Source organism: Streptomyces sp. NPDC031379, assembly GCF_055569615.1.
On the sequence record NZ_JBVIIT010000036.1, the window covers coordinates 56,657 to 80,205 of the forward strand.

The window sequence follows — 23,549 nt, forward strand, 5'->3', positions numbered from 1 at the left end:
GCTTACGCCCTTGCGTCTTCGATTCCACCTACTGAGTTAGGTTGCCTGCCCAGCGTTGAAGGACCGCGATATCGCGGCCCATCACCAGTACCAGCCTGCCGTCAGGGCAAAACTCAACATCCCGCAGACCTTCGACTACGAGGTGCTGCAATGGCCTTCGCGTTCGCATATCCCATACGTCTAGGTCGCTGGTGCCGGTGGCGATGGCGGTGATGGGGCGGCCGTCGAGAACCGTGCATGCCAGCGCCTGCACTCTGCCGTCGAGCCTGGTGAGGGGTTCGCCGATGGGCTGTCCGGCCGTCAGATCCCACATGTGAACCAGACCGCTTCCGGTGGCGATGACGGTGATGGGGCGGCCGTCGAGAACCGTGCACGCCAGCGCCTGCACCTTGCCGTCGAGCCTGGTGAGGGGTTCGCCGATGGGCTGTCCGGCCGCCAGATCCCACATGTGAACCAGACCGCTTCCGGTGGCGATGACGGTGATGGGGCGGCCGTCGAGAACCGTGCACGCCAGCGCCTGCACCTTGCCGCCAGGCCCGGTGAGGGGTTCCCCGACGGGCTGTCCGGTCTCCAGATCCCAGACGTACACCCAGCTGCCGTAGGTGGCGGTGCCGACCACGCTGTTGGTGACGGTAGCGACAGTGACGGGACGGTCATCGAGTACCGTGCACGCCAGCGTCTCCACCCAGCCGTCCAGCCTGGTGACGGGTTCCCCGATGGGCTGTCCGGTCACCAGGTCCCGTACATGAACCTGGCCCTCGCCGAGGCGAGTGCTGGTGGCGATGACGGTGACGGGCCGGCCGTCGAGAACGGTGCATGCCAGCGCCTGCACCTTGCCGTCGAGCCTGGTGAGTGGTTCGCCGATGGGCTGCCCGGTCGCCACATCCGCCACATAGACACAGCTGCGGTCGAGACCGCTTCCGGTGGCGATGACCGTGACGGGGCGGTCGTCGAGAACCGTGCATGCCAGCGCGTATACCCAGCCGTCATGAGGACCGGACGCCAAAAAGGCGTTTACGAAGCTCTCCGAGAAATCCCAGGACCGCACTGCGCCGTTCGCGCCGACAGTGACGATGACGGGGCGGTCGTCGAAAGCAGTGCACCCCAGCGCGTACACCCGGCCGTCGAGCCCGGTGCGGTGTTCGCCGATGTGTTCTCCGGTCTCCAGATCCCGCACATACACGCGGCCCTCGCCGAAGCCGGTGCCGGTGGCGATGGCGGCGACGGGGCGGCCGTCGAGAACAGCGCACGTCAGCGCCCCTACGTCACGGTCGAGTCCGAGGAGGGGTTCGCCGACGACCTGTCCGGTCTCCAGATCCCGCACCTGTACACGGCCTTCGCCGATGCCGATGCCGATGACAGTGATGGGGCGGCCGTTGAGAACGGTGCACGCCAACGCGTGCACACCGTCGAGCCCGGTGAGGGGTTCGCCTATGGGCTGTCCGGTCTCCAGATCACACACATACACCCGACCGCCGGTGTTGGTGTCGACGGCGATGACGGTGACGGGGCGCTCCTTGAGGACGGTGCACGCCAACGCCTTAACCTCACCGTCGAGCCAGGCGAGGGGTTCGCCGAGACGCTGTTCGGCCGTCAGGTCCCACACGCACACCTCGTCCATGGTGCCGACGACGGCCACGGGTCGGTCCTCCTCAAGGACGGTGCACGCTAGTGCCAGCATGTCCTCGGCGACTCTGATGAGGGGTTCGCCGAGGGGCTGTCCGGTCGCCAGATCCCACACATACAGCTCGTTGTAGGTGCCGACGACGGCCACGGGTCGGCCTTTGAGGACGGTGCACGCTACCTGCCGAACGGTGTCGCGGTATCCGGTGAGGGTGTGGCGGAGTGCGGGGGTGAAGTCGTGGCCAGTAGCCCAAGCAGGAAGCCATTCGCCGTGTGCGGAGCTGTTGAGTTGCTCGAGCAGGGAGGTGGCGTCGGCCCGGGCGGCGTTGAGGGCGAGAAGAATGCGGCGGACGGATGGGGATGCGGTTGCGTGCAGGTCGAAGGAGGTGCGGTAGACGGCAGCGGTCAGGCGTGCCTGGCTGCTCGACGCCTGCTGCAGATAGGGGGTGAGGCTGTGCGGGAGGGCGTGCACCAAGTATTCGGTGTGGTCGAGGAGGTTGTCGATGCAGCCTGCGGCTGCAGCGTGGGTGGCGAGGTGGTTGATGGTGTAGGGGTGGGCGCGGGACCAGTCACGGCTGGCATCGCCGCGGTAGGGGACGCAGTCGGTGAGTGTGTCGACGAATGCGGCGTGGACGGTGATGGGGTCGGTGTTCTCGCGGAGGTGTTCGGTGAGGGCTTGGTGGTAGAGGCGGTAGGCGGAGCGGCCGTTCTCGGTGGCTTCGACGACGTAGGAGCCGGCGTGGTGGCGCAACCACAGGAGGTCTTCGTCGGTGTACGTGCGGCCGGAGATGGCGGAGGCGAGGGGAGCCCAGATGTCTTCCCAGGGAAGGCCCTGGCCCTCGGCGTAAGCGAGGGGACGCAGCAGGTCTGCGGCGCGCTGGGCATCGGGGCCGAGGCGGCGGGTGAGGTCGTCACGCATGGCCTGCCCAGCATGGCGAGGGAGACCGGCCCGCCAGCGGGCGCTGTACGGGTCAGTCACGGTGGTGTCAGCCGAGGCGAGCGTGTAGGCGGCGAAGCGGGCGACGAGGAAGGACGTACTCGCCGCGTCGGCGACCGCCTGGGCGACTGCCCGCAGCAGGCTTGGGTGGGTTGACCGATAGGGGGAGCTGCTGCGGCTTTGCAGAAGGTTGCGCATCGTGTACGCCAGCAGCGCTTCACGGTCGGCGTAGCGCGGGCTGTCGAGGTCGATGACCACGCCGCCGCCGTGCGCCGGGCGACTGGTGAGGCCGAGACGGTCGAGCAGATAGGGACGCGTGCCGAGGAGGAGGCGGATGCGTCCGCGGGAGTGCTCGATGAGAGGGCGCATAATCTGCGAGCACAGTGTGTCGGGGGTGGCGGCCTCGTCGAGGGCGTCGATGAGGACCGTGAACGGCCGGCCACGGCCGTCGTTTCGCTGCTCGAGAGCTTCGAGTAACTCGCCGACGGTGGCGCATTTGAAGCCTGCGGCGGCCGCGAGGCCGGACAGGACCTGGCTGTCGGTGAGGTTCTGGGCGTACATGACGACGTCGATGCTGCCTTCACCCGGGATCCAGTCGGGATCCAGGCCAAGGGCGTCGACGGGCACGGTGCGTCGGCGCTCGGGCATGGTGAGCGTGGCGAGGAGGCCAAGTACGGCCGTTTTGCCTGAGCCGGGGCCGGCCGTGACGACCCGCACGCACTCGCCCGCACCGACACCGCTGGGAAAGAGTTCCTCCTGCCCGGTGTCACCGTCGTCGTTGAGCCAGGCAGTGAGGTCGGCCAGGGCTCGGTGGCGGCCGCAGAACCACCAGCCGTGCGCGGCATCCCCGTGGTAGCCCATGGCGCGGACAAGGAGACGGGAAGTGAACTCCGTTTCCCTCCGCAGAGCGTAGGCGTCGAATTCAGCCGCGTCCTGCAGGGCGAGGTCGACATCGGTGAGGCGGACGTCGTGGCGGGGGTTGGTGAGGAAGTCAGGTGGCTCGCCAGTGAGCCCGAGCAGGGACAGGCTGATGTGCTGATAGCCGGGCTTGTCGGGGTGATGGTTCATCTGTTGCACCACGGCGGACACCGAAAGGTGTGTCGGCGCGTGACCGGCAGTCGCCCGGCTGTTGACGGCCTGGCTGAGCAGCCGTGGGAACACCCCCGCTACGGCCCGCTGGTGGGGCTGGGCGGAGGACACGATCACCAGGCCCATGCTGGTCGTGGTCTGCGCCCACTGCCTGCCGAGGCGCTCGAGCGCGGCCGCGGCGAGTTCGTTGCCGCCTTGCCCGGAGTAGCAGGTGTCCAAGATCAGCAGAAGCTGGCGCACGCTGGTGCCGCGGAAGACCCGCACCAGGTCCGTGGTCGGCAGCGATGTATAGCTGACATCGGCCGGATCGGTGTCGGCCATCAACAGAACGTGTTCGCTGCCGTCCTCGAGGACCTCCCCATGGCCGGAGAGGTAGACGACCACCAAGTCGTCTTCGCGACGCTCCTGCGAGGTACAGAACGCCCGCAGCTGATCGGTCAGCTGTTGCCGCGTCGGATCGAGACCCAGCGCCGTCTCGTGCCGGTAGCCAAGCTTCTGCGAGAACAACTCAATGATCTGCGCACGCGCTTCGACCAGTCCAGGACGGTCCCAGTCCGCACACTTGGGATAGCGGGAGACAGCGGACGCAATCAGATACCGGCGCGGCTCCACATCCTCCTGCGGGCCGTCGGAGGGGCCTGTCATGCGAGACCATCCGCGATCGCCTGCCCGCACAGCTTGTCCGTCAGGTACGCAGCCGCGTCATGCGCATGCGCACCGTTGTGCACGATCGCGCACCGCACCCGCTCCCCGAACCCCGGCCGCAGGTCTTTCACGAGGGCAACGACATCTCCGGCATCCGCCAGGTTCGTCCACACCAGGCGCCCTTCACTACCCGGCCACACGCCCCGTGGCTGGTCACCGAGCACGAGGGGTGCGGGCTGGAGGCGATGCAGGATCAGATTCGGGATGCCCAGAGGTGAGCCGAGGGTGACCAGGGCCCGCACCTGGTGGCCCGGGTGTGCGCACAGCGCCTCATAGGCGATGACGGAGCCCAAGGAGTGGGCGACGACGACCCTGGTGTCCTCGCCGATCTGATCGACGACACGGGCCAGGGCCCGCGCACGCAGGTCCGTGTCGGTGAGGTAACGGTGCACCTGTTTCAAATCGAACACCATCGCCCGCAGGGCAAGCCCGGCGAAGAAGCGTGAACCCGACAGTGCCCGTAGCGCGGCCTGTACCGACCGCGGCGTCGACGCCAGGGTGTCGGCGTCGGGCGGCACCACGGCCGGGTCGCTCGTGGCAGCAGCCTTCCACCATGCGTACAACAGTTCCTGTTCGAAGCCTTCCTCGACGTCGGCGGCCGTGTAGGGCGGCTCGCCGACGGCAAGAAACTCACCCTCGGGACGGAAGAGGTTGCCGTAGAAGGCCACCCTTACCTCCGCCTCCGTCAGACGGTCCGCGGCGCCGGCGTGTTCCAGGCCGTCGTTAAGCCTCGGGAGCCACTCCGCGCGCAGCGTCTCCTCGCCCTGCGTCTGCTTGCCGATTCCATGCACCGCCACCACGCGCGCCATGCTCCGTGCCCCCGAACTCGCCCCTGCATGCTTGTCCAGCACTGTAGAGCCCGCCCAGGAGCGGAAAGGGCAAAACGGTGAGCTTGACACTCCTCCGGAGCCGGAGCCGGAGCCGGAGCCGGAGCCGGAGCAGCGCCAGCGTCTCCAGCGGCCCGCCGGCTGCTCCGCCTGTTCAATCGACATCCCGAGCCCGGAGCAGGAGATCACGCACGGGCTGTACGACATGGCGGACACGATCGCACGGCAGATGCGCGCATCCTCCGCTCACTGATGTCGGGTCGCGCCAGGAGATGGTGTTCTCGCCGGTGAGTCGGCGGGCCATGAGGTCGGTCATGGCGAGGTGGATCATGGCTTCCGAGCGTTCAGGAAGGGTTTCGTAGCCGCGGGCGAGCCTGCGGTGGAGCATGAGCCATCCGCAGGTTCGCTCGACCGTCCAGCGTTTCGGGATCGGGGTGAATCCCTTGGTCCCGAGGATGCGTTGGACGATTTCGAGGTCGATGCCGAGGGTGGCGGCGTGCTCGAGGAAGTGTCTGGTCGAGGAGGACCCGGCCTCTTCGTCCACCGCTCAACCAAGTGGGGAACCGAGTGGACCCCGGGGATGTGCGGTCATCCCCATCAGAGTGGGCCTCAGCTCCGCACGGCGCCGGTCAGCGGAGCCATTACGTGCCACCCCGCCGTTTCGTACAGAGTCCGGCCTTCCGGCGTCGCGACCAGCACGCCGTTCGTCGCACCCTGCCCGGCGGCGGCGTTGGCGAGCGTATGCATCACGAGGCGCCCCAGACCACGGCGTTGATGAGCTGGGTCGGTCTCGACCTGGTCGACGACTGCGGTGGGGCCGACGACGGCGATCTGCCCGCGCGCGGCGAAGGCACCGTCGGTGGTGCGCACCAGGACATGGGTGACGCCGGGTCGGGTCCAGCTGCGCAACCGGTAGCCGTCGGCCGTCTCGGGCGGGGCCTCGGAACGGGCGGCGTTCAGCGGGACGGACATCAGGAAGCCGGGGCCGCCGGCGAGAGACCATCCAAGCCCGAGCCAGGGCTCGAGTATCTCTGGGGATGCGGGTGCCTTCAGCCATACGCCGGGCGCGGTGGTGTCCTCAGTCATCTTGCGGATGACCGCTTCGTCGGCGGTGGTCAAAACGTGGCGTACGACATGCCCGGGCAGGCCGACGTCAATGGTGAATCCCCAGGCTGTAGGGATGGGGTCGGCTGTGCCGCGCGAAACGGACCAGCCAGAGACCCACGCTTGCATGGCCTCGGCCGTGTTCATGAAAGGTTGAACACCCCCTGGACGTAAGTAATATCCGAATAGCGACTATACCTATTACGTCTCGAGTGTCGGCTGAGTTGCCCGGCCGTTGAGGGGAACGGGTGCTGGTGGTGGCCTTGGCTGGAGCCGGACTGTGGTCTTGCGGGTCACTCGCGTCCCCGTGCACGACGCGGGAAGCGGGCCAGCCCGGGGTATGTTTGTGCTGCTACCTGGATCTGCGCCACCCGCTCATCTCGTAGGCCCAGGCGGACTTCTGGTCGGCGCACTGGGCAACGTCGACACCCGCCCACGGCGCCCGCAACCTCTTCAGCGGCGCCCCGCACCACGATGCGGGCACGACCGAACTCACCTGGCCCGCGCCGGCCGTCGCAGCCATCGCCGCAACTGCGGGCCTGCTCGCCCGGTGTCGCAGACTGCGAGCCGCCCCCGGAACGGCTCAGCTGACGCCCCGACCGCCTACGGGCCCTCACCGTGTCCCTGGACGACGCGCCGCCTGCCCGAGGCCTGGCGCACTACGAAGACGTGCACACCGTGGCCTGCCGGCTGATGGCCGCAGTCGGCCTCCAGTGGGTCCGCCTGCCTGGATCGTCAAGGGCGAGCGCCTCCTTGATGCGAGCCGGCTTGCCCATGCGCACCCGCCAGGCCGCCCGTCGCCGGCCGCCGCGCCGGCGCACCGCCGACGCCGCCCCCGTCCACACCGAGTGGACCGCACCCGAGGACGAACACACCCCGGACGCCGACCGCGCCTGGTGGGACCTGAACGCCGTCTGCCTGCTGACCCTGGGACCCGACGCCGACTAGGGCGCGTATCGAGTCGTGATCATCGGGTGGTCCTGGTGAGGTCTTTGATCCAGATCATCGAGGCGTGCAGGTGGAGACTGGCGAGGTAGCTGTCGGGAGTGTTGTCGTATCGGGTGTCTCACCGTCCCAGTTCCGGCCTCCTGGTATGTCACGCTCTGGGGCGGGTGAGGCACGTGGAGCCGACGTGAGCCGACCGGTGCACTGATGTCCGGGCGGGGACTCATGGGACATGGCCCGGCACCCGGCTCAGGATCCGGGGAGGATACGGCGCGTTTCGTAGGCCCACATCGCGATCTCGACCCGGTTGCGGGCGCCGAGTTTGGCCATCAGGCTGGCCAGATGCGACTTCACCGTGCTGAGGCTGATGTGCAGTGCATCGGCGATCTCGGTGTTGGTCAGCCCGCGAGCGACGGCGAGGAGCACCTGCTCCTCGCGGGCGGTGACGGGAGAGACCGGCTGGGCCACGGGCCGGCCGACGGGCAGGTCCGCGAATGCCTGGAGCAGACGGACGGTGACGCTGGGCGCGATGAGCGCCTCACCGTCGGACGCCGACCGTACGGCCTGCGCCAGAAGGTCCGGTCCCGTGTCCTTGAGGAGGAACCCGCGGGCGCCGGCACGCAGTGAGCCGTAGACATACTCGTCGAGGTCGAACGTGGTGATGACGACCACGGCCAGCGGGTCGGCGACGCCCGGGCCGGCGACCAGCCGGGTGGCCTCGAGCCCGTCGAGTACGGGCATGCGGATGTCGAACAGGCAGACGTCGGGGCGTAGTTCGCGGGCCAGACGTACCGCTTCCCGCCCGTCGGCGGCCTCGCCGACCACCTCGATGCCGGGCTGGGCGTTCAGCATGATCCGCAACCCGGTGCGGATGATCGTCTGGTCGTCAGCGACGAGGACGCGAATGGACACCGCTCTCGCTCCTCGCTCTCGGCAGTTCGGCTTCGACATGCCAGCCCCGGTCGGTACCCGGGCCGACTCGTAGTGTGCCGCCGAGCAGGGTCGCGCGCTCGCGCAGTCCGGTAAGTCCGTATCCGTCGCGACCCCGGCCGGTGCGCCGGCCGTTGTCGCGCACGCTCACCCGTACCGTGTGCCGTTCCGCGGCGACCCGAACGACGAGCTCGGTCGCGTCGACCGCATGGCGCAGCGCGTTGGTCACCGACTCCTGCACGATCCGGTAGACGGCCGCGTCCACGGCCGGGGGCAGCGCGTCCAGCTCGCCGTCGAGCCCCAGGTCGACCCTGAGGCGACCACCCGGGGTGCGCACCAGGCGCTCCAGATCCGCGACACCGGCAGGCGGCGCCAGCTCGGCGCCGACCCCGCGGTCGCGCAGCGCGGCGACCATGGCGCGCATTTCCTCCAGCGTGCGCGCCCCTTCCTCCTCGACCCCCTCCAGCGCCTCGACGGCGGCGGACGGGTCGGTGCCCGCGAGCACCCGGCCCGCCTGGGCGACGATCACCATGGCCGACACGTGGTGGGCCACCGTGTCGTGCAGTTCCCGGGCGAGCTGCTCGCGCTCGCGGGAGCGCACCTGCTCCAACTGCCGCTCGCGAGCGGTCACCCGGAACCGCACGGCAGCCCCGACCACGCCGGGCAACAGCAGGAAGACGAAGCCCACGACATTTTCGACGACCGGGGTCTCGTCCGTGACGGAACACAGCGCGCTGGCCGCGAGGATCACCGCGACGCCCAGCACCATCTCGCGTCCCGATCCCCACCGGGGCAGCGCGTACACCAGCACGAGCACGACCGCGCCGGTGTACAGGCCGACGGGCTCGCGCGGTCCGGCGACGAGCCAGGCCACCTGGAGCAGGATCACCGAGCCGAACGCCAGCGTCACCATCGCCAGCGGGCGGGTCCGGCGCCACAGGGGCAGCAGGCACAGCCATACGGCGAACACCACCGCCACCGGCCGCCACACGACGTTCTCGCGCAGGGTGGCCTCCAGCGCCACACCGGCAAGGCCCGCGGCGAGCAGCGCCCAGTCCCGCCGCACCCGGGCGGGCGCGTCGGGCGGCCGGGGTTCGGTCCACAAGGTTCGCAGGTCGTCTCGGAGCACGGTTCTCAGCCTAGGGACCGCGGCGTGCCGCGCATCGGCCGAAAGGACGGGTTGTCACTCCGCCCCGGGGCCGACGGATCCGCGGCCCGCGGGCCGATGCCGCGGAGCGCCGTGGCGACGAGCCTCGGCATCGGCGGCCGTACAAAGACGGCCGACGACGTGGTTGGAGGACCCGATGCTCTCGAAAGCCCTGTTGCGCCTGGGCGCAAGCGCCGCCCGCCATCCCTGGCGGGTGATCGCGGCATGGCTGATCGCCGCCACGCTCGCCGTCCTCGCCGCCGTCGCCTTCGGCGGGCGGAACGCGGACTCGATGACCGCTCCGGGACTGGACTCCCAACGGGCCGCGGAACTGATCGAGCGGGCCCGCACCGGCCAGGAGGGGATGACCGCCCAAGTGGTCGTCACCCCCCTCGACGGCGCTGCGACGTTCTTCGACCACGACGGCGCGCGCACCGCTCTCACGCGGCTGCAGACCGAGGTGAAGCGGCTGCCGCACGTGCTCGGCACGAGCGACCCGGCGGGGGCACTCGACGCGGGCGGGGACACCGCCGTGCGCGGCGGCCTCGTTTCGGCCGACGGGCGGATCGCGGTCGTCCGGGTGCAGTACCCCGACCAGAGCCGGCTGTCGGCCGACGACCTCGACGCCCTCGTCGATCTCGGCGACCGGCTGCGCGCCGAGCTGCCGCTGCGCATCGAGATGGGCGGGAACCTCTTCTACGTCTTCTCCGACCCCGACGGCGGCGCGAGCGAGCTGATCGGCCTCCTCGCCGCGGCCGCGATCCTGTTCCTGGCGTTCGGTTCGCTCGTCGCCGCCGCGCTGCCGATCGGCATGGCGGTCTTCGGGCTGACCGTCGGGGTCGCCACGATGACGGTACTGGCCGGGGTGACAGAGGTCCCCACCTTCGCACCGGTCCTGGGCAGCATGGTCGGGCTCGGAGTGGGCATCGACTACGCGCTGTTCGTGCTCGCCAGGCACCGGGAGTACCTCGCGTGCGGGCTCGATCCGCAGGCGGCGGCCGGACGAGCGGTGGCAACGGCGGGGCGGCCGGTGGTCTTCGCCGGCGGCACCGTCGTCGTGTCGATCCTCGGCCTGGCGGTCGCGAACGTGCCGTTCATGACGGTGGGCGGGGTTGCCGTCTCGATCGTCGTCCTGACGATGGTGCTCGCGTCGGTGACGCTGCTGCCGGCCTTCCTCGGCGCGGCGGGCCCGCGCCTGGCCCGGGCCGGCCGGATCGGCCGGGCTCTGCAGACCGGGAAGCTGGGCCGACGCGCACGGCAGCGGGACACGGTGGCGGGCGCCGCCCACGCCGCCGGTTGGCGGCGCTGGATCGGGCACGTCAGCCGGCACCCGGTGCCGTACGCGGTCGGCGCGGCGGGGCTGCTGCTGACCGCGACGCTGCCCGTGCTCGGCCTGCGCGTCGGCCTGCCCGACGACGGCTCACTGCCCCACAGCCGTACCGAGCGCCGGGCCTACGACCTCGTCGCCGAGGGGTTCGGCCCGGGCACCAACGGTCCCCTCGTCATCGCCGCGGACCCCGCCGGTGATCCGGGAGTGCTGGACCGACTCGTCGGGGCGGTCGCGGCGGATCCGGGCATCGCATCCGTCGCGCCGACGCACATCGATCGGGCCACCGGCATCGCGACCCTCGTGGTGTTCCCGACCACCAGCCCTCAGGACAAGGCCACGGCCGACACCATCGCCCGGCTGCGCACCGACGTGCTGCCCACGGCGATCGGGCACGGCCCGGCCAGGGCCCACGTCGGCGGCGCCGCCGCGAGCCTGTCCGATGTGGGCCAACGCACCAGCCAACGCCTGCCGGTGTTCGTCGCCGCCGTGCTGGCGATGTCGTTCCTGCTGCTGATGCTGGTCTTCCGCTCGATACTCGTACCGCTCAAGGCGGTACTGCTGAATCTGCTGAGCATCGGCGCTGCCTACGGCATCATGGTCACGGTCTTCCAGTGGGGCTGGGGAGGCGCACTCATCGGGCTGGAAGCGACGGTTCCGATCGTGTCGTTCATCCCGATGTTCCTCTTCGCCATCCTGTTCGGCCTGTCGATGGACTACGAGGTGTTCCTCCTCTCCCGCGTACGCGAGGAGTACCTGCGCACCGGCGACAACGGCACGGCGATCGTCGAGGGCGTCTCGGGCACCGCCCGGATCATCACCTCGGCCGCCCTCATCATGGTGGCGGTCTTCCTGTCCTTCGCCGTCGCCGAGGACCCCTCCACCAAAATGTTCGGGCTCGGCCTGGCCACCGCGATCTTCATCGACGCCACGGTCGTACGCATGGTGCTGGTACCGGCGACCATGACACTCCTCGGCCGGACCAACTGGTGGCTGCCGAAGTGGCTGGACCGGATGCTTCCCCGCGGCCCGGTCGACACCGACGACACCGACGCGGAATCCACGGGTGAGGCCCCGCGTCCACGGTTGGTCGACCGTTGACTCAACTCCTGCCCGCCCTTGGCGTCCGGCACCTCAGCGCGTCACCTAGGGACATATCGAGTCGTGGTCATCGGGTGGTCCTGGTGAGGTCCTTGATCCAGATCTTCGAGGCGCGCAGGCGGAGACCGGCGAGGTAGCTGTCGTGAGTCTTGTCGTATCGGGTGGCGATGCCTCGCCATGCCTTGAGCTTGTTGATCAGGCGGTCGACGGTGTTCCGTTCCTTGTAGGGATCGGCGTCGTGGCTGACGGGTCGGCCACCTCTGGAGCCCTTCTTCTTCCGGTTGGCGGCCTGGTCCTTCTTCTCCGGGACGACCACCTTGATACGGCGTTTGCGCAGGCGGGCGCGGTTTCCGCGGGACGAGTACGCCTTGTCCCCGGCGACCGCGTCCGGCCGGATGCGGGGCCGGCCGACGGGCCCGCGTACCCGTACCTTCTTCAGGACGGGGATGAACTGCGGGCTGTCCGCTGCCTGGCCTGTGGTCAGGATGAACGCCAGCGGGCGGCACTTGCGGTCGGCGGCGAGGTGGACCTTGCTGGTCTGCCCGCCTCTGGAACGTCCGAGGAGGGCGGCCTTCAGCCGGAGTTTCCGCCGATGCCGGATGCGTCGTCGTTCTTCCAGCGCGGGATCACTTTCGGTCTCTTGCCCGTTTTGCTCTTCGAGGCCGCCCCCTTTGACCTGGCCTTCTCCTCCTCGGCCGCGGCTTTCTCCAGGGCGGTGACGACGTCCTCGTCGAGGTGCATCCCGGCCGCGTGGTGGTGGGCTCGGGCGGTGGTGGAGTCGATGCTGACCAGGGACAGGTCCACCTCACCCCGCTTCGCGGCTTCCGTGATCAGGCCCTCCAGCAGGGCCTCGAAGACGCCGGCGTCACGCCACTGCCGGAAGCGGTTGTGGACGGTCGACCAGGCGCCGAACTCCGTCGGCATCTCCCGCCACTGCCCGCCCGTCTTGAACCGCCAGATCACGCCCTCGAACTGCTGCCGCAGTCGCTCGGGGCACGGGCCGTACTCGCCGATCGGCAGGTACGACTCGATGAACTCCCAATCCGGATCGGTCAGTTGCACTCGCGTCACGTAAGACCGTCTATCGGACCGGACCGTGCCACGAAGGCACATCCCGCAAATTGATCACGACTCGATACGCGCCCTAACACCTCGCCGCCTTCATCACCAGCCACTAAGCCGACAAGGCCGGCGCACTCGTCTTCGCCTGCCTGCTCCACCTCAGCGCCACCAGCAGCGGTGCCCGCTTCTGGTGGCGCTTCGCCGCCGGCGTCGGCCACCCCATCGCTGGTCGGCCGGCTACGGCAGCTCACCTCTCTGCTGCAGGCGCCGCTCGCACAACTGCTCACCCGGCTCGGCCACGCATGCAGAGGAGAGAGCTATTGCGCTCCCGCTCTGCAGTCGGACCGACAACCGGTGTGCCGTGAGCGGCCGCCTGGCAGTCGGTCTCATCCAGCCGGTTGCGGGCTGGCGGGATCAAGTCTGTCGGTCGAGCGGGATCCCGTACTTCATCCACGCCTGCATGGCCTTCAGGGAGTGGCGCGTACCGGCTCCGGGGGCGCAGCGGCCACGGATGTTCCACCACAGCACTTCCAAGACCTGCTCGCCGAGGCAGGCCGAGGGCGCCGCTGCCGTCCCGGTGCAGTTCTGCGCCGTGCAGCAGGCCGCGTTCACTGCGCGAAGTGTCGGCTCGGCTGTGGCGGCGCATCTCCCGACTCAACGGCAGCCCGTCAGATCGTGACCCACTTCGTGGTGTCCCCGCCGACCCATTTGAGCGCCGGACAGGCTGGCTTCGCACGCACCCCAGACTGCCCGGCGGGTGAGCTGGTCACCGGGGGCGGAGCAAATGTGGCGGGGCCGACCGGTGCGTTCACCCTCAGCAGCACCACGCCCTCCCTCCCCAATGAGAGCCGCCCCACCCAGCGGGTCGTCACAGGCAGGAACACCAGCAGCGGTCCGGTGGACCTCTACGCCTGCGGCCTGTGCACGGCAGCCACGCTGGGTCTTGACGCCGCGAAAACGAGCGGAGACGCAACGCAGCTCCCTCCGGACTTGATGCGCTCCGGTTCCACACCACGTCACTGAATGAACGGCCCGCTGGACCGTTTCCAGCGGTCGGTCGGCCTACCGTTCGCTGACGGCATCCGCTTCCCGGGCGGGATTTCCGTTCCACCGTGCGTCAGCGGGAACCTCCTCGCCCTTCATCAGGAAGGAGTCGGGGGCGAGCTGCGCCCGGTCGCCGATCGTGGTGCCGTAGTGGACCAAGGACCCCACACCGAGGGTCACTCCTGCGCCGACCGACGCGCGGTCGGACTTGAAGGTGCCGTCCTCCTGTGAGTGGCACTGGATGACGCTGCCGGCGTTGAGAATGGTGCCGTCCCCGATGGTGACAAGGGTCCGCTCAGTCAACGCGCAACCGTCGTCGAAGACCCGGCGGCCGATCCTGACGCCCAACAGCCGCCAGACCAAGGTCTTGAACGGGGTGCCGTTGAAGACCTGGACATAGTCGTGGGACGTGAGCTTCCAATAGCGCTCGTGCACCCAGAAGTCGGGCTGGTAGATCGAGCAGTACAGCGTTCTCAGCGGCCTGAAACCCGTGACGGTTCTTTCGATCAGCGTGAAATAGAGAACGGTGAACACGAGGGCGAGCAGGCCCGCCAGCGCGTAGGCCGGTGCACCGGTGGTCTCGTAGAGATCGACGGCGGCCATGGCGATGAGGACGAGTACGAAGAAGTGGAACCAGCGGGCCAGCAGATGCAGGCTCGCGGTGAGTACGTTGTGCCTGTTCTTGGCTGCGAGCCGGCGGCGCAGTTCGTCCCCCTGAGCGAGGTCGTCGAACCGGGTGTCGCGCAGTACCGTGCGCGGGATCTCGAAGCAGGGTGAGCCGAGCAGTCCGACGCCTGCACGCACCGGGCCGTCGATGGGGACCATGGCCTTGGTCGCGAGCAGGCAGTTGTCGCCGGTCCGACCGCTTGAGGGGTAGGCGATGCGGTTGCCGAGGAAGTTGTCCGGACCGATCGAGGTGGGAGAGCAGCGGAAGGACGAGCTGGAGAAGTCGGCGTTGATGATCGAGAGACCGTCGGCGACCATCGTCCCCCTGCCCACGGTGCTCAAATACGGGGTGTCGTGCTTGACGAGCGTGCCGAAGTTCGACCCGGTCTGCTCGACATGGCACAGGTCGTATCCCAGGCACCGCAGGTAGTGCACGATCGCGGAGCTGTCACCGAAGAGCGTGGTGAAGAACCTGATGTTGGTCAGCCGTGTGATCGCCCGCTGAATGCCGTGATGGAAGCCGTACAGCGGGTAGGTCCTGCCCGGTTCGATCGCCAGGCTCAGCAGTCTCGGGACCGTGCCCACCACCAGCAGTCCCGCCACGATGCCTCCGAAGAAGGCCACCAGGGACGCGGTCAGCGCCTCCAGGTAGAACGCGGGACTGGTGAAGGCCGCCGGCCCCGGGGTGAACACCGCGTTGAGCCGCGGCACCGCGGTGAACAGGAGGCTCACACCGGCCAGCGCCAAGGGCAGGTACACCAGCAGCAGGGCGAGCAGCTCCGACAGGCCGTAGAGGACCCTGCGAAGGGAGCCGCACACGGCGGGTTCGACGGCGCGGAAGTCGGTCGTCGTCGGCTCCGCCGGCGTGCCGTGCCACGACTCTCCCGCCGGGATCAACTGGCCGGAGTGCAGGGAGGAGGCGTGGCCCAGCTGACTGTGGTCGCCCATCGACGTGTGGATGTCGACGACGGCCTGCACGCCGACGGTCACATCGGCGCCGAGGGTGACGGGACCCGTCTCGATGCAGCCGTCGTGCGCCCGGTAACAGGACAGCAGCACGTCCTTGCGGACGACGGTGCCCTCACCGATGGTCAGGAGGTCGGTGGCCACGGGGACGGCACGGGCCAGGATGGTGACACCCCTTCCGATGTGCGCACCGAGCGCTCTGAGATACAGCACGTACAGCGGCGAACCGGTGAACAGACGTACTGGGCTGGTGCGGATGAGGGTCTTGACGCACCAGAAGCGCAGGTAGGCGGCACTCCACAAGGGGATCCTGCGGGGGGTGAAACGGCCGATGAGTATCCACTTGGCCGCGATGGGCAATGCGCAAGCGCCCATGAAGAACGCCGCACTGAACAGGACCGCCCTCAGGTAGACGCCGGCCGGCCCCGAGCCTTCCAGGGTCCACTCGTAGCCGAGTACGGTGATCGTGGCGCCGAGGGATGAGAAGACGAGGAAGATCAATAGCTGGGCCGTCCCGCACAGCGCGTGCTGCCATGGGCCGCACCGGGGCGCGGCCGATCCGCCGGATCGGGCCTCTTTCCCAGGGACGGTCGAAACGGTCTGGGACGTGGCGTGCGAGGGTGCCGGAGACTGGCCGGCAGCGGGAGCCTCGGTGAACGCTTCGGCCAGGCGTCGGATCGTCGGATACCGGTAGATGTCCTTCATCGACACCCTCGGCAGATCATCCCGCTTCCGCACCCGTGCACAGAACTGCGCCATCACCAGCGAATCAGCACCCAGATCCGTGAAGAAGTCACCGTCCACCGCCACCCGCTCGGTACGCATGACACCGGCCAGCACCTCGGCCAGCTGCATCTCGGTGGCAGCCGCTGCATCGGTCGTGCCTTTGGCGGTGGTGTCGGAGCACATGGGCCTTCGCCTCCAGTCAGATTAGGCAGCTGTCTGACACCAGGGGAACGTCCCATCCCTGCTGAGCACGCAGTGAAGTGACTCGTCCTGCCACTGGAAGCCGTGGCTTGACACGGCGAACCGACGTCGGCCGAACGGTTTCACCGCCTCTCACCTGGCTCTTCGAGCACTGGCGCACGACGTCTGCATGCCGAGCTTGCAGGGGGGCGGCCCGCAATTGCAGCGGGGAGGCACGGCCTCCCCACCGCGCCGGGCGCGAATGCTTCATCCCAGGTCCTACCCGCGGCCGGCGAAGACCGTTTCCCGGGAAGGCCTTGATCGTTTCTCGCCGCCCCGGTGCGTGGGCAGCCGTCTATCACCTGCGGCAGGTACGGGCGTCGCCGAACGCGAGACGGGCCACCAGTGGGCCTCCGAGGGAGATGCGTGGCCGAGCTGGACGTCCCACTGGCCATGGCGCCACGTGAGGGAGACGGGGGACAGGGGTGGCGCAGGGACATGCCAGAAGGCTCTTGCCGGCACGGCCAGAGCGTGGATGAGCGCGGCCCGGACGACGGCCGCTTCGGTGATGACCAGCACGTGGCCCGTGCCGGGCGCTGCGTCGCTCAGCCAGGTCGCGATCCGGCGACAGAGCTGACGCACCGACTCACCTTCGTGCGGTGCGGCATCCGGGTCGGTGACCCAGGCGGTGAACCCGTCGGGGTCGGTTGCGACGACGTCGCCAACGGTGCGACCCCACCACTTACCGAGGTCGAGGTCCCGCAGCCTGGAATCGGGCTCTGCCGCCAGGCCGAAGGCTTCGGCGGTCTGCGAGCAGCGGATGGAGGGGGCCCGGACGACCAGCTCATGGGAGGGGAGCCCTGCTCCCGCGACGCCTGCCTCACGCGAGCCGCGGTCACTCAGGGTAGCGTCACCGAGGAACGGATCCAGGGCGGCGTCACCGCCGGGGGCACACAGAAACGTCAGGCGGATCGTCATAGGACCGACCTCCTCTTAAGCCCGGCAGGGCTCCGGTTGGCGTGAGAACACGCGAGCAGCAGCGGATGACACGGCCGGCGCTCCCTCGTGACTCATGAGTTCCAGGGTCATCGGAAGTGCCCCGCTGCAACATCCGCCAGGTGTCCGGAACTACCCCGCCAACCGGCCGATGCAGCCCGCCACCGCTTCCCCCGCCGAGGGCCGGCACCCCGATCCTGCCCCTCCATAGACGGACGCCTGACCAGCGAAGATGCTGCAGCGCAGGAGCGGGTCAGCGTGTCCAGCGCCATCGCCTCCAGCTGACCCTCTCGGCCTGCTCGGGCATGAACGCGGCCTCATCGAGTTCTTCGCAGACCGTCCTCGGCCTCGGAGCCGGGCTGATCGCACTGGCGCTGCTGGTGTGGCAGCTGTGGTAGAGCAGGCGAGAGCGCCGGGAGGAACGCGAGGAGGGTGGGAAGCACCGGGAGCCGGGACAGACGGGATAGACCGGTCGTGTGCGGCCGACAAGCGAGCGCGCGGTCGGGTCGGCAGACGCGTTCACCGGTTCCGCTCGACGGCACGGTCGTCCGCCGGCAGATCGACGACGTTGACGGCCGACGACCTGGCCGGCCCGTTCAGGGATGACCGCTCGGATGCCGCGTGGCTGCCATGCCGTCGGCCGCGCAGCGCCTGACCGAGGAGGCCCAGGGCGGTGTCGGGCTGGCAGTGCACGCACACCGGGACCTGTCGCCGCAGCGCGTCCAGGGCCTGCTCGCGTGTGGCGGGGCGGCATCGGCCGCTCTTCCTCGCCGCCCAGCAGTCGCCGGTGTGGACGGCGTCGGTGTTGGCCTTGTTGAGGCCGTACTGGATCAGCCAGTCAGGGCGCGGCGGGCGCCGGCGTTCGCCCTGTCGCCGTTCCTCGTCGGCGATCCACCGGTCGATGAGGGGCCAGCTGCCGGGAGGCGTGCTGCTCGATGACACGGCGGGCGAAGCGCAGGGCGTCTCTAATCGGAGTATGCATCGCGTGGACCACCTGACCGACACCCAGGAGGGCATCCTGCGCTTCATTCATCAGCACATCGCCGACCACGGTGAAGCGCCGACGATGCGGCAGATCGGGGCGGCTGTCGGGATGCGCTGCCGGGCGTCGTTGTTCCAGTAGATCCGCGCGGAGGACTTCGCGACGCCCGCGCTGGTGAGGTACCGCTCGACGGCCGCCGTGTACGACGACGGTGGGGCGGACAGGGGCACCACTTGGGCGCGCGGCAGCCGTAGGGCGCGGCTCTCTGGCCGAGAACCAGGTCGCCGCCTTGTGGCGCCTGAACGTCCCCCTGCGGGAGAAGACGCAGTAGCGGATGCTCTACGAGTCCGCCGCACGGGCCGACGAAGTGCTGTGCCTGAACGTGGAAGACCTGTACCCGCAGGACAAGCGTGGCAGGATCACCGCGAAGGGTGGGGCGACGGAGTGGATTCACTGGCAGTCCGGCACCGCCCAGTTGCTGCCCCGACTCATCGCCCGCCGCACCCGAGGCCCGCCGTTCCTCACCGACCGCAAGGCTCCGGCCGGGACGCCGAGGCTCGACGTGTGCCCCGAGACAGGCCGATCCCGGCTCTCCTACCGCCGGTCCGAGGGGATCTTCGAGGAGAACACCCGGCTCTTGGCCAACCCTCTCGCCTCACCCGAGGACATGGAGGACCTGGACGGCTGGACGCTGCACCGGCTGCGGCACTCCGCGCTCACGCACGATGCCGAGGGCGGCACCTCCCCCCCGATGCTGCTGGCCCGCTCCCGCCATGCCTCCGTTCGCTCCCTGGAGCGATACGCCCGCCCCTGGCGTCGACGCGGTCGCCCGCACGTCGCTGAGCGCGATCCCGCCGCACGTCGCCGGACGTGACCAGGGCGGACAGCGACGCAGCGGTCGTCGTGCCCGCCCCGAGCACGCACGTCGCCGTCTACGCGGCCGGGGTGAGTTCGGCGCGGCCGAACAGCAGGGCGTAGCCGGTGGGGAGCTGGTGGAGGATGCGGGTGATCAGGCCGGGGCCGGCGTAGGCGGCGACGGCGGAGAAGACGGAGCCGGTGTCCCAGCGGGTGGTGGCCAAGGAGGCGCCGGTGCGGGCGGCGAGGTCCTTGACGAAGGCCCCGCCGGTCAGCGGCTGGGTGTCGGGGATCTGCGCGGTCAGCACGCGTGCGGCTTCCAGGGGCAGGCAGGCGGCGAGGTCGACGCGTTCGTCGCCGGTCAGCTGGCGCCCCAGTCCGGCAAGAACCAGGCGGACGGCTTCGTCGGCTCCCTCGCGGGTGGGGTAGGCGCCCTCGTAGCGGACCTTCTCCAGCATCTGCTCGTATGCCGGACCGTACGGCTGCCTGGGCGGTTCGTGCCGGTCGGAGATCACTGGGGGTGGTTGCCTTTCTTGCTGTGGCCGGTGTTCGGGCACCGGCGTGCGGGATGGTCAGGCGGGCTGGGGGCGGCCGAAGAGCAGGTCGTAGCCGGCCGGGAGCTGGAGCAGGATCTGGCCCATCAGGTCCTCGCCGGCGGCGTCGGAGACGGTGGACAGCACGGCGCTGACGTCCCAGGCCGCGGTCTGCTCGGTGGCGCCTTCGATCCATGCGGCGGTTGCGCGGACGAACCGCTCCGGGGGCAGCGGCTCGGCGCTCTGCAGCGGGTTGAGCAGGATCAGGGCGAACGCCTCAGGCAGGCGCGCCGCCAGCTGGGCACGGACGTAGCCGACCAGATGCGCGCCGAGGAGGGCGAGCACCACACGGGCCGCGCGCTCGGCTTCCTCCAGAGTGTCGTACTCGCCGCGTTCCTTCACGTGGTCGAGGAACGCTTCGCGTCGCAGAGTCATCTCGGCCCCCACCCCTTCTTCGTCGGACTGCCCACAGGGTGCGGAGGGCGGGGTGAGGGGGAGATCAGATGCCCGTCCTCCGCACCCGTCCGGCCGGTGTCAGCCGGAGATCTCCTTGCGGCCGGATCCGACGCCGATGGAGATCTTGCGGGGCTTGGCGCGCTCGGCGATCGGGATGCGCAGGGTGAGCACGCCCGCGTCGTAGTCGGCCTGGATGTGCTCGGTGTCGAGGGTGTCGGCGAGCACGATCTGGCGGGAGAAGACGCCCAGCGGCCGCTCGGACAGCTCCATCTGCACGTCGTCGGCCTTCGCCACCGGCCGCCGCTCGGCCTTGACGGTGAGCATGTTCCGCTCGACGTCGATGTCGATCGCGTCCGCGGGGACGCCCGGAAGGTCGAAGGCCACCACATACTCGTCGCCCTCGCGGTAGGCGTCCATCGGCATCGCCGACGGGCGGGACCAGGTGCCCGGGCCCATCAGCTGCTGCGCCAGGCGGTCCAGCTCGCGGAAGGGGTCAGTGCGCATCAACATCGTGAAAACACCTCCAGCAGGTTCAGGCAGTTACTGCCAATGCGCCTCACTGACACCGTTGTAACATGTCATCCAATGGATGACAAACACGATGTCGTCGAAAGGATGACAGTGAAAGGGAGGTGCCCGTGACCGCAGCCGACCAACCGCCCACGACCAGCACGAACGCCCACAGCCCGGCGTCATTCCTCGCCGCCGCGGCGGCCCTCAACGCCATAGACGACGCCCTGCGTGACGCCCAGCGAGAATCCCCGGACACGCCCGAAGGCCCTGGTCCCGGGCCGGAGCAGGCGCTGGCCTCCCTGATGCTGCTGCGGCAGGTGCGCGAGCAGCTCGCCGGGTGGGAGACCGGCCTGATCGAAACGGCCCGGGACGCGGGAGCCAGCTGGGCGGACCTCGCCCATCCCCTTGGCGTCGCCAGCCGCCAGGCCGCCGAGCGCCGCTATCTGCGCGGCCGTCCCGGCCCCGCCGGGACCACCGGCGAGCAACGCGTGACGGCCACCCGCCAGGCCCGGGCCGCCGAACGCACCACCGCCACCTGGGCCCGCACCAACGCCGCCGACCTGCGTCGCCTCGCCGGCCAGATCACCGCCCTTACCGACCTTCCCCCGGCCGCCCGCCGCCCACTCGGCGAACTCCACGCGGCCCTCGCCCACGACGACCCCGCCGACCTCATCGCCCCCCTGACCGCTGCCCGCCCCCACCTGGCCGCCGCCCACCCCGACCTCGCCGCCCGACTCGACACCCTCACACCCCCCTGAACCCACCGTTGTCCCAAGGCATGGCGCGAGATCCCCTCGCCGTCACGTGACACAACTCTGCGCTTCTTCACACGAGGAGCCGGTGAGCAAGGATCGTTCTGTCTCCCTCGATCAAGGAACAGGACGGTGCCCACCAATTTTCTGAGCGAGGAACAGCGCAGGCGCTTCGGCCACTTCACCGAGGACCCGGACGAGAGGCAGCTCGCCGGGTCCTTCCTGCTGGATCAGACCGCGCGCCGCCGGGCGATGGCCGCCCGTGGCGCGCGGAACCGGATCGACTGGGCAGTCCAGCTCGGCACCATCCGCTACCTGGGCGCCTTCCTCGACAACCCCGAAGAAGTCCCCGCCGTCGTGGTCGCCTACGTCGCCGAGCAGCTCGGGATGGAGCCGGCCGCGTTCGCCGGGTACGGCAGCATCGAGGCCCGCTCGGATCACCAGGAGCAGATCCGAGAGGGCTACGGGTACACCAAGTTCGAGTTCGACCAGTGGTTCACGCTCGCTCGCCGGCTCTACCAGCGCGCCTGGATCGGCAACGAACGCCCCCCTGCTGTTCGACCTTGCGACCAAACGCCTGGTGGACAAGAAGGCGGTGTTGCCCGGCGTAACCGTGCTGGAACGGCTGGTCTCCGGCACCCGGGAGCAGGCCGAAAACGCCTGTGGGCCACCCTCACCGCCGCTCACGCCCCGGAGCAGGCCGAGCGCCTTCAGCAACTGGTCGTCGTCCCCCGGGCAAGCGACTCTCGGAGATGGACCGGCTGTGCCGCTCCCGCCCGACATCTGCGCACGCGGGGTGGGCAAGGCCCTGGAACGCTACGAATCCTCGCGCGCCTTCGGCGGCCACGCCTGGGACCTGGACGCGATACCCCCGGGCCGGATCCAGGCCCTGGTCCGGTTCGCCAAGGCCGCCCGCGCCCAAGCAGTCTCCGACCTGCGCGGAGACCGGCGTCTGACCACCCTGGTCGCGTTCGCCGCGGTGATGCCGCAGCTCGCCGCCGACGAGGCCATCGAGGTCTTCGACCTGGTCATGGGCGACATCATCCGCAGCTCGGCCGCCAAGATGACCCAACAGCGGTTGCGCACCCTCAAGGACCTGGACGCCGCCGCCATCGAACTACGCAAAGCCTGGTTCGCCGTCTGCGCCACCGCCGCCGACCCCGAGGGCGATCTCCGCGCCGTGCTCGACGCCATGGACGCCGGCCCGGTCCACGCAGCGGCCGACACCGTCAAGCTCCTCGCCCAGCAGCCCGACGACGGCGCTGACTTCAACGAGACGGTGGCTACTGACCACCTACAAGCAGTCCGGCTACGCCGACACCTTCAAATGAACCCTCCTCGCGTGGCCGGGCCGGCTCTCGGACGGTCGCACCTACAACACATGCCCGGGGGAGGACGTCCGCGCTCCCCTCTGCTACGCCCGCAAGCGACCGTCACTCCGGCGACCGGCCCGGCCGCGGGCGGGACCACCGTCACCATCAAGGGCACCCGGCTCGCCGGCGTCTCCGCGGTGAGGTTCGGCGCCACCGCGGGCACCGCCCTCGTCGTCTCCGACGCGGAGCTGCGCGTCAAGGCCCCCGCTGGTGCGACCGGCGTCGTGAACGTCGTCGTGTCGGCCGACTCTGGCGACGTCACGAAGACGGGAGGCTTCACCTACTCCTGACCTGACAAGGCAGTCAGCCCCGGCATGGGCCCGGGGCTGACTCACTTCTGCGAGGTTCAGAGGAAGTACTCGGCTAGCCACTGCAGGAACTCCCACGCGGCCCTGGCCACGAGGTTCGCACCTACGCGGCGGGCAAACGAGTCCTTCGTCTCTGACGGCGTCTGTTCTCTCAAACATTCCGCCCCCCTTCTGTGGAGTACCTCGACGTTCTCGAGGCCTTTTGGCCCTTATCCGCGAGTCGTCCACAGCGAAGCGTGTTGATCGTACTGCCACAGGCCGTCCCTGGGGCTCGGCCCTCGAGTCTCAGCGCGCGACACAAGCGCCCCTAGGGAGCGTTTTGCCGATCATGTGTCTAGCCAGATGAGTGTGCTGGCCAAGGTGATGGCGGCGCGGTAGCGGCCGGGCTGTTTGTCGTAGCGG

19 protein-coding genes and 3 pseudogenes are annotated in these 23,549 nt (G+C 69.5%); 9 read left to right on the forward strand and 13 right to left on the reverse strand.

What is annotated here, in order from left to right:
• Positions 1 to 28: 28 nt before the first annotated feature.
• The 4 genes and pseudogenes from ACZ5CW_RS37475 to ACZ5CW_RS37490 all read right to left on the reverse strand — a co-directional run bounded on the left by ACZ5CW_RS37475 (position 29) and on the right by ACZ5CW_RS37490 (position 6,432).
• Positions 29 to 4,294 carry a caspase family protein gene (locus tag ACZ5CW_RS37475; RefSeq protein WP_468609609.1) on the reverse strand — a complete coding sequence of 1,422 codons (4,266 nt, stop codon included), beginning with the start codon at positions 4,292 to 4,294 and terminating at the stop codon, positions 29 to 31.
• Positions 4,291 to 5,163 (reverse strand): alpha/beta hydrolase family protein, encoded by an 873-nt coding sequence (locus tag ACZ5CW_RS37480; protein WP_468609611.1) that lies wholly within the window; start codon positions 5,161 to 5,163, stop codon positions 4,291 to 4,293. Before ACZ5CW_RS37480 ends, ACZ5CW_RS37475 begins: the two co-directional genes overlap by 4 nt.
• 274 nt (positions 5,164 to 5,437) lie before the next feature.
• A pseudogene (locus ACZ5CW_RS37485) lies at positions 5,438 to 5,695 on the reverse strand (transposase); the annotation flags it as partial.
• Between the two features lie 95 nt (positions 5,696 to 5,790).
• A complete protein-coding gene (locus ACZ5CW_RS37490; protein ID WP_468609613.1) occupies positions 5,791 to 6,432 on the reverse strand; it encodes a GNAT family N-acetyltransferase in 642 nt (213 codons plus the stop codon).
• Between the two features lie 110 nt (positions 6,433 to 6,542).
• Between ACZ5CW_RS37490 and ACZ5CW_RS37495 the strand changes: the two genes are divergently transcribed.
• On the forward strand, positions 6,543 to 6,671 hold the full coding sequence (locus tag ACZ5CW_RS37495; protein ID WP_468609615.1) for a DUF6207 family protein: 129 nt from the start codon (positions 6,543 to 6,545) through the stop codon (positions 6,669 to 6,671).
• A 388-nt stretch (positions 6,672 to 7,059) separates the two neighbouring features.
• Positions 7,060 to 7,233, forward strand: coding sequence for a hypothetical protein (locus tag ACZ5CW_RS37500; RefSeq protein ID WP_468609617.1), 174 nt, complete (start codon positions 7,060 to 7,062; stop codon positions 7,231 to 7,233).
• Positions 7,234 to 7,479: 246 nt separating this feature from the next.
• Here ACZ5CW_RS37500 and ACZ5CW_RS37505 read toward each other — a convergent pair whose 3' ends face one another.
• Together ACZ5CW_RS37505 and ACZ5CW_RS37510 are read right to left on the reverse strand one after the other, a co-directional pair.
• A complete protein-coding gene (locus ACZ5CW_RS37505; protein ID WP_468609619.1) occupies positions 7,480 to 8,142 on the reverse strand; it encodes a response regulator in 663 nt (220 codons plus the stop codon).
• Entirely contained in the window at positions 8,117 to 9,289 is a 1,173-nt protein-coding gene (locus ACZ5CW_RS37510) for a sensor histidine kinase (protein ID WP_468609621.1), read from the reverse strand. Before ACZ5CW_RS37510 ends, ACZ5CW_RS37505 begins: the two co-directional genes overlap by 26 nt.
• A 175-nt stretch (positions 9,290 to 9,464) precedes the next feature.
• Between ACZ5CW_RS37510 and ACZ5CW_RS37515 the strand changes: the two genes are divergently transcribed.
• Positions 9,465 to 11,735: an MMPL family transporter gene (locus tag ACZ5CW_RS37515; RefSeq protein ID WP_468609623.1), complete on the forward strand. Its 2,271-nt coding sequence runs from the start codon at positions 9,465 to 9,467 to the stop codon at positions 11,733 to 11,735.
• A gap of 67 nt (positions 11,736 to 11,802) precedes the next feature.
• Here ACZ5CW_RS37515 and ACZ5CW_RS37520 read toward each other — a convergent pair.
• The 4 genes and pseudogenes from ACZ5CW_RS37520 to ACZ5CW_RS37535 form a co-directional block, all read right to left on the reverse strand.
• Positions 11,803 to 12,806: pseudogene (locus ACZ5CW_RS37520) on the reverse strand (IS5 family transposase).
• 1,053 nt (positions 12,807 to 13,859) lie between these two features.
• Positions 13,860 to 16,382: a Pls/PosA family non-ribosomal peptide synthetase gene (locus ACZ5CW_RS37525; RefSeq protein ID WP_468609625.1), complete on the reverse strand. Its 2,523-nt coding sequence runs from the start codon at positions 16,380 to 16,382 to the stop codon at positions 13,860 to 13,862.
• Positions 16,383 to 16,658: 276 nt separating this feature from the next.
• Positions 16,659 to 17,357 (reverse strand): histidine phosphatase family protein, encoded by a 699-nt coding sequence (locus tag ACZ5CW_RS37530; RefSeq protein WP_468609627.1) that lies wholly within the window; start codon positions 17,355 to 17,357, stop codon positions 16,659 to 16,661.
• A gap of 537 nt (positions 17,358 to 17,894) precedes the next feature.
• On the reverse strand, positions 17,895 to 18,317 hold the full coding sequence (locus ACZ5CW_RS37535) for a DUF6233 domain-containing protein (protein WP_468609629.1): 423 nt from the start codon (positions 18,315 to 18,317) through the stop codon (positions 17,895 to 17,897).
• A 43-nt stretch (positions 18,318 to 18,360) separates the two neighbouring features.
• On the opposite strand from ACZ5CW_RS37535, the gene ACZ5CW_RS37540 reads away from it, so the two are divergent.
• Together ACZ5CW_RS37540 and ACZ5CW_RS37545 are read left to right on the forward strand one after the other, a co-directional pair.
• Positions 18,361 to 18,498 carry a LexA family protein gene (locus ACZ5CW_RS37540; RefSeq protein ID WP_468609631.1) on the forward strand — a complete coding sequence of 46 codons (138 nt, stop codon included), beginning with the start codon at positions 18,361 to 18,363 and terminating at the stop codon, positions 18,496 to 18,498.
• Between the two features lie 193 nt (positions 18,499 to 18,691).
• Positions 18,692 to 19,231: a site-specific integrase gene (locus ACZ5CW_RS37545; RefSeq protein WP_468609633.1), complete on the forward strand. Its 540-nt coding sequence runs from the start codon at positions 18,692 to 18,694 to the stop codon at positions 19,229 to 19,231.
• A gap of 58 nt (positions 19,232 to 19,289) precedes the next feature.
• Here ACZ5CW_RS37545 and ACZ5CW_RS37550 read toward each other — a convergent pair whose 3' ends face one another.
• From ACZ5CW_RS37550 to ACZ5CW_RS37560, 3 genes are all read right to left on the reverse strand, one after another.
• Positions 19,290 to 19,727, reverse strand: coding sequence for a DUF2267 domain-containing protein (locus tag ACZ5CW_RS37550; RefSeq protein WP_468609635.1), 438 nt, complete (start codon positions 19,725 to 19,727; stop codon positions 19,290 to 19,292).
• 57 nt (positions 19,728 to 19,784) lie between these two features.
• Positions 19,785 to 20,180, reverse strand: coding sequence for a DUF2267 domain-containing protein (locus ACZ5CW_RS37555; RefSeq protein ID WP_468609637.1), 396 nt, complete (start codon positions 20,178 to 20,180; stop codon positions 19,785 to 19,787).
• Positions 20,181 to 20,279: 99 nt separating this feature from the next.
• Positions 20,280 to 20,711, reverse strand: a complete 432-nt coding sequence (locus ACZ5CW_RS37560; protein WP_365777108.1) for an Hsp20/alpha crystallin family protein — start codon at positions 20,709 to 20,711, stop codon at positions 20,280 to 20,282.
• Between the two features lie 128 nt (positions 20,712 to 20,839).
• On the opposite strand from ACZ5CW_RS37560, the gene ACZ5CW_RS37565 reads away from it, so the two are divergent.
• The 4 genes and pseudogenes from ACZ5CW_RS37565 to ACZ5CW_RS37580 all read left to right on the forward strand — a co-directional run bounded on the left by ACZ5CW_RS37565 (position 20,840) and on the right by ACZ5CW_RS37580 (position 23,129).
• Positions 20,840 to 21,472 carry a type III effector protein gene (locus ACZ5CW_RS37565; RefSeq protein ID WP_468609640.1) on the forward strand — a complete coding sequence of 211 codons (633 nt, stop codon included), beginning with the start codon at positions 20,840 to 20,842 and terminating at the stop codon, positions 21,470 to 21,472.
• Between the two features lie 126 nt (positions 21,473 to 21,598).
• Positions 21,599 to 22,732: a DUF4158 domain-containing protein gene (locus tag ACZ5CW_RS37570; RefSeq protein WP_468609646.1), complete on the forward strand. Its 1,134-nt coding sequence runs from the start codon at positions 21,599 to 21,601 to the stop codon at positions 22,730 to 22,732.
• Positions 22,729 to 22,890 (forward strand): annotated as a pseudogene (locus ACZ5CW_RS37575) (GP88 family protein); the annotation flags it as partial. The gene ACZ5CW_RS37570 and the pseudogene ACZ5CW_RS37575, both read left to right, overlap by 4 nt.
• Positions 22,848 to 23,129: an IPT/TIG domain-containing protein gene (locus ACZ5CW_RS37580; RefSeq protein WP_468609648.1), complete on the forward strand. Its 282-nt coding sequence runs from the start codon at positions 22,848 to 22,850 to the stop codon at positions 23,127 to 23,129. The pseudogene ACZ5CW_RS37575 and the gene ACZ5CW_RS37580, both read left to right, overlap by 43 nt.
• Positions 23,130 to 23,549: the final 420 nt, after the last annotated feature.

What these genes read in the sequence shown, in the direction of transcription:
- ACZ5CW_RS37475 (WP_468609609.1), bottom strand. Translation starts at nt 4,294, where the DNA reads ATGACAGGCCCCTCCGACGGCCCGCAGGAGGATGTGGAGCCGCGCCGG.
- ACZ5CW_RS37480 (WP_468609611.1), bottom strand. Translation starts at nt 5,163, where the DNA reads ATGGCGCGCGTGGTGGCGGTGCATGGAATCGGCAAGCAGACGCAGGGC.
- ACZ5CW_RS37490 (WP_468609613.1), bottom strand. Translation starts at nt 6,432, where the DNA reads ATGAACACGGCCGAGGCCATGCAAGCGTGGGTCTCTGGCTGGTCCGTT.
- ACZ5CW_RS37500 (WP_468609617.1), top strand. Translation starts at nt 7,060, where the DNA reads ATGCGCACCCGCCAGGCCGCCCGTCGCCGGCCGCCGCGCCGGCGCACC.
- ACZ5CW_RS37515 (WP_468609623.1), top strand. Translation starts at nt 9,465, where the DNA reads ATGCTCTCGAAAGCCCTGTTGCGCCTGGGCGCAAGCGCCGCCCGCCAT.
- ACZ5CW_RS37525 (WP_468609625.1), bottom strand. Translation starts at nt 16,382, where the DNA reads ATGTGCTCCGACACCACCGCCAAAGGCACGACCGATGCAGCGGCTGCC.
- ACZ5CW_RS37530 (WP_468609627.1), bottom strand. Translation starts at nt 17,357, where the DNA reads ATGACGATCCGCCTGACGTTTCTGTGTGCCCCCGGCGGTGACGCCGCC.
- ACZ5CW_RS37545 (WP_468609633.1), top strand. Translation starts at nt 18,692, where the DNA reads ATGCTCTACGAGTCCGCCGCACGGGCCGACGAAGTGCTGTGCCTGAAC.
- ACZ5CW_RS37555 (WP_468609637.1), bottom strand. Translation starts at nt 20,180, where the DNA reads ATGACTCTGCGACGCGAAGCGTTCCTCGACCACGTGAAGGAACGCGGC.
- ACZ5CW_RS37560 (WP_365777108.1), bottom strand. Translation starts at nt 20,711, where the DNA reads ATGTTGATGCGCACTGACCCCTTCCGCGAGCTGGACCGCCTGGCGCAG.
- ACZ5CW_RS37580 (WP_468609648.1), top strand. Translation starts at nt 22,848, where the DNA reads ATGCCCGGGGGAGGACGTCCGCGCTCCCCTCTGCTACGCCCGCAAGCG.